Raw genomic sequence first — 16,251 nt, 5'->3', positions numbered from 1 at the left:
GCGCCGACGTGACCCGGCCCACAACGATGTGACAACGTGTCACATCGTGACCCGAGAGCACCGCCTGGACGCCCTGCTCAATCCCTCCTCCGTCGCGATCGTCGGGGCCTCCGAGCGCAACCACTACTCGAACCTGGCCATGACCGCCCTGGAGGGCATCGGGTACCGCGGCGGCGTGCACCTGGTCAACCGCCGGGGCGCGCCTGCCTACGGCCGGGCCTCCGCGATCGACTGCCGCTCGATCGGCGAGCGCGTCGACACCGCCTACCTGTGCGTGCCCTACGAGGCGATCCTGGACGCCGCCGCCGACGCGATCGCCGCCGGCGTCGGCAACCTCGTCGTCCTCGCCGGCGGGTTCGCCGAGGTCGGCGGCGAGGGCGCGGCCCGGCAGGCCGAGCTCGCCCGGCTGTGCGCATCGGCCGGCGTGCGCGTCCTCGGGCCCAACTGCCTGGGCTTCCGCAACCTCCTCGACCGGGTCGCGCTGGGCTCCATCCCCTTCGTCCCGCAGGAGGGCCCGGGCTCGGTCGCCGTGGTCGCGGTGAGCGGCTCGGTGGCGACGGCGATCGCCCGGTACGGCGCCCAGCAGGGGGTCGACTTCACCCACCTGATCGCCACCGGCAACGAGATGAACGTGTCGTCGGCGGATCTGGTCGACTACCTGGTCCAGGTGCCCGAGGTGCGGGCGATCGCCCTGTTCCTCGAGGGGATCACCGACGCCGCGGCCTTCACCGCCGCCGCCGAGCGCGCGCTCGCCGCCCGCACGCCCCTCGTCGCCATCAAGGCCGGCGCGGCCCCGGCCACCGCGGCCATCGCGGCGGCGCACACGAACGCGGTCGTGGGCGACGACCGGGTGTTCGACGCGGTGTGCCGGCGGCTGGGCATCTCCCGGGTCGGCACCGTCGAGGAGCTGGTGACCACCGCCGCGCTGCTCGCCGACACCGGCCCGATCCGGCCGACCGGCGTCGCCGTCGTCTCCATGTCGGGCGGGGTCTGCGAGATCGCCTCCGACCTCGGCGCGGCCACCGGCGTGGAGCTCCCCGAGTTCGCGCCGGAGACCCGGGCGGAGCTGCGCGAGGTCCTCTCCGACCTCGGCCAGCTGCACAACCCCCTGGACCTCACCGGCGCGGCCGTGCGGGACGAGTCGCTGTGGACCAGCGTCCCCGACATCGTCTCCCGCGATCCCGCCGTCGGGCTGACGCTGGTCAACTGGGACGTCCCGGCGACCGATCCGCCGCGGATGCCGACCACGCTGGAGCTCATCGGCCGCGCCGTCGGCGGCGCCGCCCGGCCCACCGCGCTGTTCACCAACCACGAGCAGCCGGTGAACTCCCACGGCCGGGCGTACCTGGCGCGGCACGGCATCGGCTTCGCCGCCCCCGGCCAGCGGCACGTGATGGCGGCCGTCGGCCACCTCACCCGGTGGTCGCGCAGCCTCGACGCACCCCGGCCGGCCCCCACCCCCGCCGGACCCGCGCCGGCGACCCCGCCGCGGACCGAGCGGGAGGTGCTGGCGCACCTCGCCGCGCACGGCGTCCCGGTGGCCCCGGTGCTCGTGGCCACGACGGTCGCGGAGGCGCAGGCGGCCGCCGAGCGGATCGGCGGCCCGGTGGCCGTGAAGGTGCTGTCGGCCGACATCGCGCACAAGAGCGAGGTCGGCGGCGTGGTGCTCGGCGTCGAGGGCGCCGCCGCCGGGGAGGCGTTCGGCCGCGTCGTGGCGTCGGTGCACTCCGCGGTGCCGGAGGCGGAGATCGACGGCGTGCTGGTGGCGCCGATGCGGACCGGCGGCGTCGAGCTGCTGGTCGGCGTCGTGCGCGACCCGCAGTGGGGTCTCGTGCTCGCGGTCGGGCTCGGCGGGTTCTGGGTCGAGGCCCTCGACGAGACCGTGCTGCACCTGCTGCCGGCTCCCGTGGCGGAGGTCGCCGCCGGGCTCGCGTCCTCGCGCGTGGGGCGCCTCCTGCGGGGCTACCGCGGCATCCCGCCCACGGACCTGACCCGTCTCGCCGAGGTCGCCGTGGGCATCGGGGAGGCGGCCGCGGCGTGCGGCCCCGACCTGGCCGCGCTGGAGGTCAACCCGCTGTTCGTCCGCGGCGACCGGATCGAGGCGCTCGACGCGCTGACGACCTGGGGCGCGGCCGGCTGACGGTCCGGGCAGGCCTCATCGTCAAACAACGCCGGCTGGGGCATCTCCGAGCACGGCCAGGAGCTGGTGTTCGGCGCGAAGAACACCGCCGTGGTCGACCTGGCCCGCAGCGCCTACCACGTGGTCGCGCAGGGCCTGGGCTGCGCCGGCGTCGTGGTCACCCGCGTCGAGGAGATCGCCATCCCCTACTACGAGAACATCCCGCTCCGCAGGAGCAACCGCTGACCGAGCGCGAGACCATCGACAGCATGGGGCGGGACGCCGTCGTCTCCGGCGCCCGCCGGGGCCGGGCGCTCGCGCTCGCCCGGCACGCGGCTCCCGGGGGCTCCGGCCCGCATCGGACGTCGCGTCAGCGGCCTGCGCCCGCGCGGAGCAACCGGCCCGGCCGCGCGCCGGTGTCGGCGTCGTCGCGGCGCGTCGTCGTGCCGGCCACGAGCGTGGCGAGGTAGCCCGTCGAGCCCTGCAGCATCCGCGAGCTGCCACTGGGCAGGTCGCCGACCATGCGCGGCCAGTCCAGCTGCAGCCGGTCGTAGTCGATCACGTTGAGGTCGGCACGCCTGCCGACCTCGACGGTGCCGCGGTCGTCCAGCCCGTACAGCGCCGCCCCCGCGCCGGTGAGCTTGTGCACGGCCAACTCCAGCGGCAGGAGCGGTCCACGGGTGCGGTCGCGCGTCCAGAACGCGAGCTGGAACGTGGGTTGGGAGGCGTCGCACATGACCTTCATGTGGGCGCCGCCGTCGGCCAGGCTGCTCAGCACGACCGGCTTCTCCAGCAGGCCGTGCACGTGGTCCAGGTTCCCGTTGGCGTAGTTCAGCGCGAAGATCACGTTGAAGTTCCCGCCGTCGTCGGTGGCGGTGTAGTGGTCGTAGATGAACTCCTCGGGCGTCGTGCCCGCGGCGGCGGCCAGCATCCCCACGGTCCGGTCGGGACCGGGCTCGTAGTCCAGCGGCGAGGACAGGACGTAGGTCAGCGGGAGGCGGACCTGCATGCGCCGCAGCATCGGCCCGACGATCGGCTGGTCGGCGTACTCCCCCTCGACGTGCTCCTCGTCGAGGATCGCCCGCCGCCGCGCCGGCTCCCGCATGGCCGCGATGCGCTCCCGCACGGGCAGATGGGCGATCTCCCGGTACGACGGCTTCATCAGGAAGACGTGGTAGCCGTCGAGCAGGCTGATCAGTCCGGTGCCGCGGGTCGCGATCTGCGGCCGGAGCTCCAGCCCGGCCGACGCCGCCTTCTCACTCTCCGCGACCATCAGCCAGATGTCCTCGGGGTCGCTGCCCACCTCGGTGATCGAGTAGGTCACCGGCCGGCCGGCAGCGGTCGCGATGCGCTCGTAGAGCCGGTGCTCGGCCAGGCGCTCGTCCCGCCCGTCAGCCTCGGCGATGACCGCACCGATCGCTCCCTTGGGCACGATCTGGAACACGCCCCGACCGCTCTCCCCCAGCGCCTCGGCGAGCGCGATCAGCTCGACCTCCTCGGCGAACGTGCCGGGGATCTTGGCTCCGCTGCTGGAGATGTGCTCGACCAGGCGGCCGGTCGAGAAGCCGAGCGCCCCGGCGTCCATGGCCTGGCGCAGCAGGTCGGCCATCTGCCGGATGTCCTCGGCGGTCGCGGCCTGGTGCTCCAGCGCCCGCTCCCCCATGACGAACACCCGCAGCGGCGCGTGGGTGAGGTGGCTGGCCACGTCCATCGAGTACCGGCGCGCCGCGATCCGGTCGAGGTAGTCGGGAAAGCTGCGCCAGTCCCAGTCGAGGCCTTCGTCCAGCACGAGTCCCGGGATGTCCTCGACGCCCTCCATCACCTCGATGAGCTGCTGCCGGTGCTCCGGGACCACCGGAGCGAAGCCGACGCCGCAGTTGCCGGCGATCGCCGTGGTCACCCCGTGCGAGAAGCTCGGGTCGATCGTGTCGTCCCACAGGAACTGGCCGTCGTAGTGGGTGTGCAGATCGATGAAGCCGGGCGTCACGAGCGCGCCGTCGGCGTCGATCGACTCACGAGCGGGCGAGGTCACGCGGCCGATCTCGACGATCACGCCGTCCTGCACGGCGACGTCGGCTCGGTACGCGGCGGCGCCGGTCCCGTCGACGACGGTTCCGCCTCGGATCACGGTGTCGTACATGGTTGCCTCCAGCGCGCGGCGTCGCGTTTCCGGTCGACAGGACCATACAGATTCGCGTAGATGTCTGAACAGCCCTCGGGGCGGGCGCGCGGGTCGATCAGGGGGTGACGACGGCCCGGACGAAGTACTGCTCGACCGCCAGGGCCCGCTCGCTGAGCGACCGGGTGCGCCACGGGGACCCGAGCAGCGTCAGGGAGACGGCGATCATCCACCGGACCGTCTCGCGCACGTCCAGATCGGGGCGTAGCTGCCCGTCGGCCCGCCAGGCGTCCAGCAGCGGCCGCAGTCTCGCGAGGTAGGCGTCCACGACCCTCTCCGAGCCCAGCTCGAGCTCGGCCACGAGGCCATGGCTCCGCTCGGAGAACAGCGCGGCGTTCAGCGGGCTGGGCGCCACCGAACTGATGGACCGGACGATGATCTCCTGCAGGGACCGCGCCGCGTCCCGCGGATCCAGCAGCGACTCGACGACCTCCGCCGTGGCCGCATCGATACGGGACACGACCAGCTCGACGAGGAGCTCGTCACGGCTCGCGAAGTAGCGGTACAGCGTCGAGCGGTTGACCCCCGCCTCGTCGGCCACCTGCGCCATGGACACCCGGGCGGTGCCGCGCGCGACGATGCAGCGCTCGGCGGCCGCCATCAGCCGGCGGCGGGCCTCGTCGTCGTCGAGGAGCGCGCTGGCCGTGCCCCACCGCCGGGGCGGGGCACTCCTCTCCTCCTGCGTCACGACGGACGATGCTAGGCGAACGAGGTGCCTGCCGACGCGCGCCGGCCCCCGGATGCGACGAGCCGGAGAGGTTGTCTGCTCCGCCGGGCCGCTCGGCGCGTCGGGCCGTCAGGACGACGGCGCGGTGACGAATCGCAGGAAGCGCTCGGCGAGGATATCGGGGACCAGGTCGTCGACGGCGACGCCCGAGTTCAGTGCCGCGTGGTTGCTCTGGTCGAGGATCTCGTACAGCAGCAGCCAGGCCTCGATCCACCGCCGGCGCTGCGTCGGCTCGTCGGGGTCGAGCGCGAACGCCGGGATGGACCGGCCGAGCTCCCGGATCAGGTCCCCCATGAGCTGCTGGGCGCGCTCGGTGAACCCGTCGGGGTCCGACCGCGCCTGGGTGAACACCTGCAGCAGGAGCCGGTCGGCCCGGTCGGCGGCGAACAGCGCCTGGATCCACACGAGGACGGCGTCGCGGTCGGTGTGGTCGACCGACGTGATGGCCAGGTAGCGCGGCGTCGACTCCGCGGCGGCGACGCGGAACAGCTCCGCGGCGACGTCGGCGCGGTTGCGGAAGTGCCGGTAGAAGGTCATCCGGCTGACGCCGGCGGCCGCGGCGATGTCCTCCACGGACGTGGCCAGGTAGCCCCGCTCGCAGAAGGTGCCCATCGCCGCGGCCAGCAGGCGGTCCCGGCTGCCCGGGTTGCGCCGCATCGAGCCGGACGTGTCCGGGGCGCCGTCGCGCGACGGCGCCCCGGATGTCATGACTGCATCCTGCCCGGTCGGGTCAGCGGGCGCCCATGACCGTCGGCTGCGTGGCGCCGGGGCCCACGAAGTCGCCGGCGAAGCGGCCGGTGAACACGCCGTTGTCGAACGTCGGCACACCGTTGGCCAGGGTCAGCCGCATAGGGGCGGCGTCGCGGGTGTAGCGGTAGGTCCGGCCGCCCGTGCCGTCCGGCACGTCCCAGATCTTGACCTCCTTGCGGCGCTCGATCTCCTCGAGCGCGAACACGGCGATGTCGGCGGCGAAGCCCTCGCGGATCTCGCCGCGCTCGCGGAGGCTGAAGAAGTTCGCGAGCTTGCCGGTCAGCGCGTGGATGCCCTCCTCGATGGTGAGCATCCCCCGGTCGCGGACGTACTCCGTCAGCAGCCAGATGTTGTCGCCGGTGCCGCAGAACATCTTTCCGTGGGCGCCGCCGTCGGACAGGTTGCCGACGGTCTGCGGGTCGCGGACGAGCCGCATGAGCAGCTCCTCGTCGCGCTGCCACGAGCGCTTGTGCACCACGGACTCGGCGCCGTTCTTGAAGACCCAGTCGGCCAGCGCGTCCGAGGGGTGGGCGAAGCCGCCCTGCGCGATGTAGTCGGCCAGCGTGCAGTCGATGGGGCCCCAGCCGGTCTCGCTGTCGAGGAAGGTCAGCGCCGAGGGGTCGTGCAGCAGGGAGTGCGAGTACGTCTCGTCCCAGCCCTTGCGGGCGCGCTCCAGCCAGCCCTCGTCGAGGAGCATGGCGCTCTTCTCCTCCCACGTCCTGGCGTTGATGACCTCCTGCCAGACGGGGTTGCCGTTCTGCGCGAACACCAGCGAGCTGACGAAGTTGATGACCGACGTCGGCGACACGTGGTGGTAGCCGGTCCAGGCGTCGACGCCCTCGGCCTTGAACTGCTCGTGCAGCTCGAGGGACTTCTTGCCGACCTCGGCCTGGAAGGTCAGCGTGGGCACGCCGGCCCACTGCACCCGGACGCCGGTCTCCTTCGAGAGGCGGCCGAAGCGCTCCGCCTGCGCCGGGCCGGTCATGCGCATGAAGTGGTCGACGATGACCTGCAGGGTCGCGCCCTCGTGGCGGCCGATGACCTCCATGAGCGCCCGGTACTCGGCGTCGTCGGCCTGCTGGGACGGCAGCGGGCGCTCGTACTTGTCGTGGTCGAGCTGATTGGAGGCCAGGCCCATGGCCCCGGCCGACAGCGCGTCCTCCAGCACCTCGCACATGCGCTCGATCTCCGCCGGCGTGGCCGCGCGCTCCCAGGCCTCCTGGCCCATGACGTACAGGCGCAGCGGCTGGTGGCCGATGAAGGCGGCGAAGTTGACCGGCAGCTTGATGTGGCGGACGACGGAGTCCTTGTACTCGCTCCACGTCGACCAGTCCCACGGCACGAGGTTGCGCATCGGCGCCTCGGGGATGTCCTCGAAGAAGTTGAACATGTCGATGAGGCCCTGCTGCGCCTCCGGGCTCTGCGGCGCCGGCGCCATCGAGAACCCGCAGTTGCCGTTGATCGACGTCGTGATGCCGTAGGCGGGGAGCGGCTCCATGTTCGGCGACCACCAGACGCCGCCGTCCCAGTGGTTGTGCGTCTCGATCATGCCGGGGGTCACGTAGCAGCCGGAGGCGTCGACGACCCGCTCGCCCACCCCGGCCGCCAGATCCGGGCCCACCTCGGTGATGCGGCCCTCGGCCACCCGCACGTCCGCGGCGAAGGCCGGCGCGCCCGTCCCGTCGACGACCGTGCCGCCCTTGATGAGCAGTCGGATTTCCATGGACCATCCCCTCCGTCGTTGTGACATCGACGTCGAGGAAGCCGCGACGTCGTGTGACACGGTGTCACATCTGTGAGGGGGCCCACAAGGGGCGGCGAGCCTTCAGCGGAGCGCCCATCCGGCGCGCCCTATCCGGCGAGGTGCTCCTCGAACGACGCGCGGCCGTAGGCCGGCCCGGGCACGAGGTGGTGCCCGGCGCGGTAGCCGGCGAAGACCCTCCCCGGCAGCCGCACGGGTACGACCCGACGCCGCAGCGCCCGGGCCCCGGCCCACACCTGGGCCAGCTCGGGCAGCGGCCGGACGGCGGGACCGCCGATGTCCGGAACCCGGCCGGCCGGTGCGGACGACGCCAGGTCGACGAGGCGGTCGGCGACCTCCGCCGGCGCGATCGGCTGCACGGCGACCGACGGCGCGAGCAGGACCGGCAGCCGGCGCTGGGCGGCGAACAGTTGCTCGACCAGCGTGTGGAACTGCGTCGCGCGCAGGATCGTGTGGGGCACCTCGGACTCGGTGACGAGGCGCTCGATCTCCACCTTGTCGCGGTAGTAGCCGAGCGGGATGGCGTCGATCCCGACGATCGAGACGAGCACGAGGTGCCCGACCCCGGCCCGCCGCGCCGCGTCGAGCAGGGTGCGGGCGATGTCGGGGTCCTTACGGCGGAGCCCCGTGGCGAGGTGCACGACCGTGTCCACGCCGACCACTGCCTCGTCGACGCCCGCTCCGGTGAGCAGGTCGCCGGTCACCAGACCGGGCCCCGTGCGGCGGCTCAGCGCCCGCACGTCGAGGCCGCGCTCCCGGAGTCGATCGACCGTCGGCCTGCCCAGCGTGCCGGTCGCCCCGGTCACCAGAACTGTCGTCGTCACGGTCGGAGCCTGCCAGTGGCACCGCGCCGGCCCCCCGCCGCCTCGCGCTCCGAACCGGTTGCCGACGTCCGGCATGCCGGGCTCGTCGTGACAGGGGGCCGGAGCGGTCCGGCTGCCGGCGACCGGCAGGGACGACGCCCCGAATCGTCCGGCCCCGACCCTGGAACCGGGCGCCGTCGCGAGCCACGCTGGAGGTGCACCCGAGAGCACCCGCCACGACCCGACGGAGGACCGCCGTGCCCCTCACCCTCGCTCCCCCACGCCCCCGGACGCCGGCCCGCGACGCGGCCTCCGCCCCCCGGCCCCGACCGGCCCCGGCCCCCGCGGCCGAGGTCCTCGACCGGGTGGACGAGTGGGGCATGCAGTCGTTCCCGGCCAGCGACCCGCCGCCGACCTGGTGAGCCGCCCCCGGCCCCTCCCCGCGAACGAAGGAGCACCATGCCCGCGCTGACCGCGCCCGCGCCGACCGTCCCCGCCCCGAGCGCCGGGCCCGCGTGCGGCGCCTGCCCGCACCCCCTGGCCGCCCACGACGCCGTCGGCCTGCGCTACTGCCGCGCGACCGCGATCTCGGAGCTCGACCGGGGATGCGTCTGCCGGACCGCCTGAGCGCGACGGCCCCGACCGACTACGCCGGGACCGCCAGCGCGTCGGTCAGGAGGGCGACCAGCGCCTCGAGCTGCACGTCGGAGGACGACGCGATCTCCTCGTCCGAGCCGTCGAGCGCCCGGGCGGCGAGCCCCGCCTTGCTGTCGATCAGCTCGGCGATCCGGGCGTCGATCGTCTGCGCGGCGATGATCCGCCACGCGGTCACCGGCTCGGTCTGGCCGATGCGGTGGCTGCGGTCGATGGCCTGGGTCTGCTCCGCGTCGGTCCAGGACAGCTCCGCCAGCACGATGTTCGACGCGACCTGCAGGTTCAGTCCCACGCCGGCCGCGGTGAGCGAGCAGACGGCGACGGCGACCTCGGCGTCCTTCACGAAGGCGTCGATGTTCTTCTGCCGCGCCGACGACGTCTGGTCACCGCGGATGGAGGAGTAGCGGATGCCCAGCTTGTCGAACGTCTCCTCCGCGGCGTCCATGACGTCGACGTGCTTGGCGAAGAAGACGACCTTGCCGGCGCTACGGGCCAGCTGGGCCGCGTAGTCGGCGGCGAGGCCGGCCTTGGCCCGGCCGATCCGCCGCATCATGCTGAAGACGTTCTCGCCGGTCGACGTGGCGGCGTCCTTCAGCTCCGCCCGGGCCACCCGGCGCACCAGGTCCGGGTCGATGCCGTCGGCGTCGTCGACCGTCGAGCGCGCGGCGAGCGCGGTCTCGTACCGCTTCACCATCCGGCGGGCGAGATCCCGCTCGGCGGCGCGGATCGAGCGGCCGGCCGCGCCGTCGAGCTCGACGGGGAGGTCGGCGATGCGGCGCGCCGGGATGTCGGCGGCCACGTCGACCTTGCGCCGCCGGACGATGCCCAGGTCGATGACCGCCGTCCGGGCCGCGGCATAGAAACCCGGGTCGGCCGGCGTCAGGCCGGTGTCCTCCAGGGCCGCCATGAGCTCGCCGAGCGGCTTGGCGTCGTCCATCCAGCCGAGGAACTGCCAGATGGCGCGGAAGTCGTCGATGTCGTTGATCAGCGGGGTCCCGGTGAGCGCCATCAGCAGCGGGCGCGGGGTCCGGGACCGGATGCGCTCGGAGAGCTCCAGGACGTGCTGGGAGCGCTGCGAGGACTTGTTCTTGATGAAGTGGGCCTCGTCCACCACCATGCCGCGGAAGCCGAAGTCGCCGATCCACCCGACGTGCCGGTCGAGCACCTCGTAGTTGACGACGACGATGTCGGCGAAGCCGTCGATCGTCTCGCCGTTGCCGTGGATGACGGTGGCCGCGCGCTGCGGGGTCCACAGCTGCGCCTCGCGGGCCCAGTTGGTCTTGACGACGTTCGGCACGACCGCCAGCAGCGGATAGGCGCCGGCCGCCTCGGCAGCGAGCAGTGCCTGGGCCGTCTTGCCCAGACCCGGCTCGTCGGCGAGCAGGAACGTGCGGTGCCCGGCGGCGGCCGCGGCCACCAGTTGCGCCTGGTGCGGCATCAGCTCGGCGCCGCGCGGGGTGAAGCGGGTCGACGGCGCGGGGAGGGGCATGCACGCCGGCTCGCCGCTGCCGGCCCGCTCGAACGAGCTCAGCAGCGGGCCGAGCAGCTCCCAACCCGCCAGGCGCCCCGCCCGGGTGCTCCGCTGCGGGGCCGCGGCCGAGAAGTCGGGGGCCAGGAACGGGTTCGCCAGCTGCCGGGAGATGACCGACTGCGGCACCACCCGGTGCTCGTTGGCCGTCGTCGAGGACAGGAAGGGGGAGGTCGGCGGGGCGGGCTCCGGTTCGGGCTCGATGCCGGCCTGGCGCAGCATCTCCCGGCGCAGCGACCTGGCCGAGTCGGTGACGACGGCGTCCTCGGCGAGCAGCGCGAGCAGCCCGGCCTCCCGGACGGCGGTCGTGGCGAGGATCGTCGCGATCCCCTCGAGGCGCTTGAGCTGCTCGGTCCGGCGGGCGTCGCCGAGGGTCGCGTCCGCCTGCACCCGGGCCCGCTCCTCGCGCAGCAGCAGCGCCACCACCTGGAACGTCGTGCGCGTGGCCGGCGTGATCCGGCCCCGCTGGGCGGCCGCCTCGACCTCGCGCACGGCGCGGGCCAGCACCGAGATGACGTCCGCGCGGTCGCGTCGCTGGGCGCGCGGGGCGGGGCGGCGAGTGCCGCGCTGGCCTGGTCGAGCCAAGAAGTTCTCCTCTGAATGCCGGGCACGGTCCCCCGGCCGGACGCTGCGCACCGCCCGGCGATCGCCGGACGGCACCGGGAGCACCCGGGACGCCCCGGGCCGCGCTCCCCGCCGGTTCCACCGAGGCACTGCCTCGCGGACCGTCGATCCGTCTCCGGCGCCGAACCCGGGCCGCCGGTCGCGGCCGGCCCCGCCCCGGGCACCGGCGTCGCCGGCCCCGCGGTGTCCACCTGATGGACGGCGCCGAGCCCATCCTAGCCGCCGGGAGGTCATCCGGCCCGATCGCCGGACCCGCGCCGCGCTGGTTGACTCGACGGATGGTGTCCCCCCTGCCCGAGCCGGGTCCCGAGATCGATCCGGACCAGCCCGTGCCCGACGATCCGGCCGAACTGCTCCCCGACGCTCCGCAGCCGCTCCCGCCGCCCCCGATCGAGGCGACCCCCGACGACCCCGGCGGCGACCCGGGCGGGGTGCCCGAGCCCGCTTGACCGGAGCTGAGGCGTGGATCACGCTGCCGTGACACGGCGCACCCCCGTGCGGCGAAAGCGCACGTGGGCAAGCACACTCGTGGTGTTTGCAACCACACGAGTCCGGAGTCGCGTGCAGTGAGATTGACCCGTAGCTCCATCATCCTGGCCGTCGTCGGCGTGCTGCTCATCGTCGCCGCCGCCGTCGTCCGCTTCGTCGTCGTCCCGAGCGTGACCAAGCTCCCCGAGGACCTGGACGTCACCCTCCGCTTCGAGGGGACCTACAACGGCATCAACCCGGCGGCGCTCTCGGGCGGTGGCGGCGACCTGCTCGCGTCGGACGTGCCCATCCAGGCCACCCGCCAGGTGGAGGCCGAGGACGTCGACGGAGACACCGAGCTGGTCCGCCGCACCGACGTGCGCACCGTCGGCGACGGGGAGCCGGCCGTCACCGAGGTCGTCTTCAACGTCGACCGCGAGACCGCCGAGGCGGGCCCCGCACCGGACGGCGCCGAGGACGTCACCGACGCCGAGGGCCTGGTCTTCACGTTCCCGGTGGACCCCGAGCCCGAGAGCGGCGTCTACACCTACTGGGACCAGTACACGCTGCAGCACGAGGACGTGACCTACCTGGGCGAGGACACCCTGGGCGGCCGCGACGTCTACCTCTACGAGTCCGTCGCCGACGGCGAGCTGGCCGACCCGGACGCGCTCGGCCTGCCGGCGTCGCTGCCGAAGTCGCTGGCCGCGCTCGCGCCCGGGCTCGCGGAGTCGGTGGACCCAGAGCTGACTGCCAACCTGGACGCCATCGTCGCGGCGCTGCCCGAGGAGGTCCCGATCGCCTGGACCTCGCAGACCACCACGCGCGTCGCGGCCGACCAGGAGCTGGGCGCCACGATCGCCGGCGGCAGCACCCAGGTGATCACCGGGACGCTGGACTTCGGCGGCTACCCCGTCGTCGTGACGTTCGCGACGATCGAGGTCGACTCGACGGAGGATTCGATCGAGGAGCGGGGCGGGGACGTCGGTGACGACTCCAGCCTGCTGAACCTCATCGGCACGATCCTGCCGATCGTCGCCCTGGTGCTCGGCCTGCTGCTGCTGATCGCGGCGATCCTGCTGGCCGTACGCGCGGCCCGGCGGACCGGCGGCAGCCCGCGGGACCGCTCCGGCGCGGGCTCGACCGCGGCGGCCTGACCGCCGCGCCCCGCGAGGGCGCAACCGCACGACCGGCGGCCCCGGGGAAGCTTCCCCGGGGCCGCCGCCCGTTCCCACGACTCAGGCACGGACGGCGTCGAGCAGCTGCAGCAGGTCGTGGGCGGCCAGCTCGACCTCCTTGTGGCCCCATTCCGCCGCCCGGTAGTGGCAGGCGACGATGCCCATCCGGTGCACGCGGCGGAAGTCGCCGTAGACGAAGGCGTACCGCCCCTTGGTCTCCTCGCCCGCCCCGTCGGTCAGCGCGAGATGCCAGGCGCCGTACTCCGCCCACGTGTGCCGCGCGAGGTAGCGGTTCTCCTCCTCGGCGGAGGGCTGCACGCGCCCCCACTCGCTGCGCAGCACGTAGCGGCGCGCCTCGATCAGCTCCCGGGCGTGCGCGAGGCCGGCCGGGTTCACGACGTAGCTCGCCATCACCCCAGTGCAGCACCGGGCCGGCGCGGCGTCGATCCCCGGGCCGCTCAGCCGGCGGTCCGGGCCACCCGCTCCTCGGACCCCGGGGCCGCGTCGTCCGCCCGGCGGGACCGGCCGTCCAGCCAGGCCTCCCAGTCGGCGCGCTCCCCGCGGCCGGCCCGGGACGCACCGAGCACCACGACGGCCGCGACCAGCACGAGCAGCAGCACCAACCCGCCCGCGACGAGCTCCCAGCCCGTCAGGAGCGGCACGGTGAGGTCGCCGGGGACCGCCGAGACGTCTGTCATGGGGCGAGCGTGCCCGACGGCGGGGCCGTTCGAACCCCGCGGGCCGGCACCTCACCCGCCCGAGCGAGTCACGCTCTGCGACCACCCGGGAGGCGGCGCACCGGACGAGGCGACGCCTCTGCCCCGGCGGAGTGATCCCCGTACCGGAACGGGACGGACCGGCCCCTCGGCGCCGTAACTTCCGCGGTTCGAGGCCGAACTGTGGAGGAGATCCCGATGAGCGTCCAGCTCGACGATCCGGCGCGAGCCGTGCCGGCACCCGGCGAGGAGGTGCGCACGGAGCGGCTGCGGCCCAACGTCGCCGGCGACCTGCCGTCGGTGCTCGGCGCCGGGCCGATGTTCGGCCGGGCCGTGGCCGGCTACGACCGCTTCCAGGTCGACACCTACGTCCAGTGGGCCGAGGGCGAGCTGACCGCGGCCGAGCGCGAGCTCGACTCCCTCATGGCCCGGCACCTCAGCACCCGCGCCGCGCTCGACGAGGCCCGGCAGCTGCTGAGCCACTCCGCCGGGGGCGGCGAGCTGCTGTCGGCCTCGCGGCGGATCGGCGACCTGCTCGCCACCGCGGCCGACGAGGCGGAGGACATCCGGGCCGAGGCCCGCGCCGAGGCCGCCGCCGCGGCCGCCCGGTCGCAGCGACTGCTCGCGCGGGCGGACGAGACCGTCCTCGCCGCACAGACCGGCGCCACCCGACTGGTCGCCGATGCCACCGCGACGGCGACCGCGGTGACCGCGGAGGCCGACCGGATCCTCGTCGAGGCCGAGACGACGCTCAGCGGCGCGCACCGGGCGGCGGCCGACCTCCGGGAGGAGGCGCTCCGCGTCGAGCAGCGCGCCCTCGCCCGGGCCGGGGAGCTCCACGAGGCGGCCGTGGCGGACGCCGCCGCCGTTCTCCTCCGGGCGCGCGCCGAGGCGGTCGCCATGCTCGACACCGCGCGGGCGCAGCGGCGGCGGGCCGACGACGCGGCGGCCGCCGAGCGGGCGCACCTGGACCGGACGGCCGCCGAGCGCCGCGCCGCCCTGCTGGCGGAGCTGGACCGGCTCGACCAGCAGCGGGCCGCGCTCACCGCCGAGATCGGCCGGCTGGCCGAGGGGGCCCCGTCCACCCCCGCGCCGGCGCCGCATCCGCTGCGCCGCGTGCTGGGCGGGCTGCGGCACCGGTCGGGCGCCCTCCCCGTGGCCTGACCTGCGCGCTCTCCGGACGAGGTGCAGGATCCGCCAATCGGACGGCGTTGTTTCGTTGACTTCCGCGGTGCCCGCACGGGTCTCGGTTCCGTAACGTCACGGAAAGCAGCCAGGGCGTACCCCTCCGTCACACGGAGAGCGCCTCAGACATCCGCCCGAGGAGCTTCCCCGTGTCCACCTTCACGCGTTCCCACCTGAGCCTGATCACCGAGGGCTTCCCCGCCGACCACGGCGACCCGACCTCCGCCTGGACCTTCGCACCGGCCTACGACGGTTACGCCGCCGACTCCGCGCCGTCGGTCTTCGCCGCCGAGCTCCCCGCGGGAGCGTGGACGGACGCCGACGCCGACGCCGGCGAGGAGGCGTGGCGGCTGGACGCCCTGTGCGCCGAGACCGACCCCGAGGCCTTCTTCCCGGAGAAGGGCGGCTCGACCCGCGAGGCCAAGCGCGTGTGCACGGGCTGCACCGTGCGGGCCGAGTGCCTGGAGTTCGCCCTCGCCAGCGACGAGCGCTTCGGCATCTGGGGCGGCCTGTCCGAGCGCGAGCGGCGCCGCGTGCGGCTGCAGCGCCGCGACGTCCTCACCGCCTGACGGCCCCGCCGGGCGCGTCAGCGCTCGACGACGTTGCGCAACGCCTCCCCGGCGAGCAGCGCCGCGAGGTTCGCCTCGATCAGCGCGTCGGCCCCCACCGGCCGCCCGCCGGCCGCGTGCGGTGTGAGCAGCAGCCCCGGCGCCTCCCACAGCGCGGACTCCGGCGGCAGCGGTTCGGTCCCGGTGACGTCCAGCGCGGCCCCCGCGAGACGGCCCGCCGCGAGCGCGGCGACCAGCGCCTCCTCGTCCACCGTCGTCCCCCGGCCGACGTTCACCACGTAGGCGTGCGCGGGCAGCGCGGCCAGCCGGCCGGCGTCCAGCGCGTGCCGCGTCGCGTCGGTGGCCGGCAGCAGCATCACCAGGACGTCGGTGCGCGCCAGCTCGCCGTCGAGATCGGCCTCCGCGACCACGGGGAAGCCCGCCCGCTCCCCGGCGCTGCGGGCCACCCCCGCGACCGAGGCGCCCAGCGCGCCCAGCACCGGCGCCAGCGTCGACGCGATCGCGCCGAAGCCCCAGACGAGCACCCGCGCGCCCAGCAGCGTGGTCACCGGCCCCTCGGGGTGCAGCGGCTGCAGGCCGCCCAGCTCGCGGGCCCAGCGGTGCCCGGCCTGCGCCCGCGCGGCCGCCGGCAGCCGGCGCACCAGCGCGAGGACCAGCGCCAGCGCGTGCTCGGTCACGGTCGCGTCGTGCAGGCCCGCGCCCGACGTGACGACGACGCCGCCCGGGAAGCCCGCCGCGAGGACGGCGTCGGGACCGGCAGCCAGCGACTGCACCCACCGCAGCCGCGGCATCCGGCCGGCCACGGCCGACAGCTCCGGCGTCCCGCTCCCCCACACCACCAGCGCCTCGGCGTCGAGGTGCTCGTCGGGCACGGGCGCGGCGGCGGCGTAGGTCACCGCGGTCACGCCGCCGGGCAGCGCCGGGGCCAGCGGCAGCGAGTCGGGCAGCAGCAGCTTCACCGGGCCATCGTGCGCCAGGATGGCACCGGC

The 16,251-nt window shown here is 74.7% G+C and carries 17 protein-coding genes; 8 read left to right on the top strand and 9 right to left on the bottom strand.

Annotation, left to right across the window (positions count from 1 at the left end; all coding sequences use genetic code 11):
- The first annotated feature begins 46 nt into the window (after nt 1–46).
- Both BMY88_RS02675 and BMY88_RS23675 read left to right on the top strand, forming a co-directional pair.
- Nucleotides 47–2,140: an acetate--CoA ligase family protein gene (locus BMY88_RS02675; RefSeq protein ID WP_139220380.1), complete on the top strand. Its 2,094-nt coding sequence runs from the start codon at nt 47–49 to the stop codon at nt 2,138–2,140.
- 66 nt (nt 2,141–2,206) lie between these two features.
- Nucleotides 2,207–2,365, top strand: coding sequence for a thiamine pyrophosphate-dependent enzyme (locus BMY88_RS23675; RefSeq protein WP_170860922.1), 159 nt, complete (start codon nt 2,207–2,209; stop codon nt 2,363–2,365).
- Nucleotides 2,366–2,489: 124 nt separating this feature from the next.
- Here BMY88_RS23675 and BMY88_RS02670 read toward each other — a convergent pair whose 3' ends face one another.
- The 5 genes from BMY88_RS02670 to BMY88_RS02650 all read right to left on the bottom strand — a co-directional run bounded on the left by BMY88_RS02670 (nt 2,490) and on the right by BMY88_RS02650 (nt 8,361).
- Entirely contained in the window at nt 2,490–4,259 is a 1,770-nt protein-coding gene (locus tag BMY88_RS02670; RefSeq protein ID WP_091939761.1) for an N-acyl-D-amino-acid deacylase family protein, read from the bottom strand.
- 97 nt (nt 4,260–4,356) lie between these two features.
- Nucleotides 4,357–4,986, bottom strand: a complete 630-nt coding sequence (locus BMY88_RS02665; protein WP_091939759.1) for a TetR/AcrR family transcriptional regulator — start codon at nt 4,984–4,986, stop codon at nt 4,357–4,359.
- Between the two features lie 108 nt (nt 4,987–5,094).
- Entirely contained in the window at nt 5,095–5,733 is a 639-nt protein-coding gene (locus tag BMY88_RS02660) for a TetR/AcrR family transcriptional regulator (protein ID WP_170860921.1), read from the bottom strand.
- A gap of 22 nt (nt 5,734–5,755) precedes the next feature.
- Complete coding sequence (locus tag BMY88_RS02655) at nt 5,756–7,498, bottom strand: N-acyl-D-amino-acid deacylase family protein (RefSeq protein ID WP_091939757.1); 1,743 nt, start codon at nt 7,496–7,498, stop codon at nt 5,756–5,758.
- Nucleotides 7,499–7,626: 128 nt separating this feature from the next.
- Nucleotides 7,627–8,361: an SDR family oxidoreductase gene (locus tag BMY88_RS02650; RefSeq protein WP_211435437.1), complete on the bottom strand. Its 735-nt coding sequence runs from the start codon at nt 8,359–8,361 to the stop codon at nt 7,627–7,629.
- A 236-nt stretch (nt 8,362–8,597) separates the two neighbouring features.
- Here BMY88_RS02650 and BMY88_RS23670 point away from each other — a divergent pair, with 236 nt between their 5' ends.
- Nucleotides 8,598–8,762 carry a hypothetical protein gene (locus BMY88_RS23670; RefSeq protein ID WP_170860920.1) on the top strand — a complete coding sequence of 55 codons (165 nt, stop codon included), beginning with the start codon at nt 8,598–8,600 and terminating at the stop codon, nt 8,760–8,762.
- Between the two features lie 37 nt (nt 8,763–8,799).
- Nucleotides 8,800–8,967, top strand: a complete 168-nt coding sequence (locus BMY88_RS23665) for an RGCVC family protein (protein ID WP_170860891.1) — start codon at nt 8,800–8,802, stop codon at nt 8,965–8,967.
- Between the two features lie 19 nt (nt 8,968–8,986).
- On the opposite strand, the gene BMY88_RS02645 is transcribed toward BMY88_RS23665, so the two are convergent.
- A complete protein-coding gene (locus BMY88_RS02645) occupies nt 8,987–11,107 on the bottom strand; it encodes a DEAD/DEAH box helicase (RefSeq protein ID WP_091939752.1) in 2,121 nt (706 codons plus the stop codon).
- A gap of 317 nt (nt 11,108–11,424) precedes the next feature.
- On the opposite strand from BMY88_RS02645, the gene BMY88_RS23660 reads away from it, so the two are divergent.
- Nucleotides 11,425–11,595 (top strand): hypothetical protein, encoded by a 171-nt coding sequence (locus BMY88_RS23660; protein ID WP_170860919.1) that lies wholly within the window; start codon nt 11,425–11,427, stop codon nt 11,593–11,595.
- A 123-nt stretch (nt 11,596–11,718) separates the two neighbouring features.
- Nucleotides 11,719–12,771 carry a porin PorA family protein gene (locus BMY88_RS02640; protein WP_170860918.1) on the top strand — a complete coding sequence of 351 codons (1,053 nt, stop codon included), beginning with the start codon at nt 11,719–11,721 and terminating at the stop codon, nt 12,769–12,771.
- 81 nt (nt 12,772–12,852) lie between these two features.
- Here BMY88_RS02640 and BMY88_RS02635 read toward each other — a convergent pair whose 3' ends face one another.
- Nucleotides 12,853–13,203, bottom strand: a complete 351-nt coding sequence (locus BMY88_RS02635; RefSeq protein ID WP_091940041.1) for a hypothetical protein — start codon at nt 13,201–13,203, stop codon at nt 12,853–12,855.
- Between the two features lie 47 nt (nt 13,204–13,250).
- Nucleotides 13,251–13,490, bottom strand: coding sequence for a hypothetical protein (locus tag BMY88_RS02630; RefSeq protein ID WP_091939748.1), 240 nt, complete (start codon nt 13,488–13,490; stop codon nt 13,251–13,253).
- Nucleotides 13,491–13,706: 216 nt separating this feature from the next.
- Here BMY88_RS02630 and BMY88_RS02625 point away from each other — a divergent pair, with 216 nt between their 5' ends.
- Together BMY88_RS02625 and BMY88_RS24820 are read left to right on the top strand one after the other, a co-directional pair.
- The gene (locus BMY88_RS02625; RefSeq protein ID WP_091939746.1) at nt 13,707–14,672 is read left to right on the top strand and encodes a hypothetical protein; all 966 of its coding nucleotides are present in this window, start codon (nt 13,707–13,709) and stop codon (nt 14,670–14,672) included.
- A 170-nt stretch (nt 14,673–14,842) separates the two neighbouring features.
- Nucleotides 14,843–15,262 (top strand): WhiB family transcriptional regulator, encoded by a 420-nt coding sequence (locus tag BMY88_RS24820; protein WP_280138681.1) that lies wholly within the window; start codon nt 14,843–14,845, stop codon nt 15,260–15,262.
- Nucleotides 15,263–15,279: 17 nt separating this feature from the next.
- On the opposite strand, the gene BMY88_RS02615 is transcribed toward BMY88_RS24820, so the two are convergent.
- Nucleotides 15,280–16,221, bottom strand: coding sequence for an NAD(P)-dependent oxidoreductase (locus BMY88_RS02615; RefSeq protein WP_091940037.1), 942 nt, complete (start codon nt 16,219–16,221; stop codon nt 15,280–15,282).
- Between the last annotated feature and the right edge of the window lie 30 nt (nt 16,222–16,251).

The organism is Trujillonella endophytica (assembly GCF_900110555.1).
Lineage (GTDB): Bacteria > Actinomycetota > Actinomycetes > Mycobacteriales > Geodermatophilaceae > Trujillonella > Trujillonella endophytica.
Note: the sequence above shows the minus strand (reverse complement) of the source record. Positions and strands in the feature narration are given on the sequence as shown.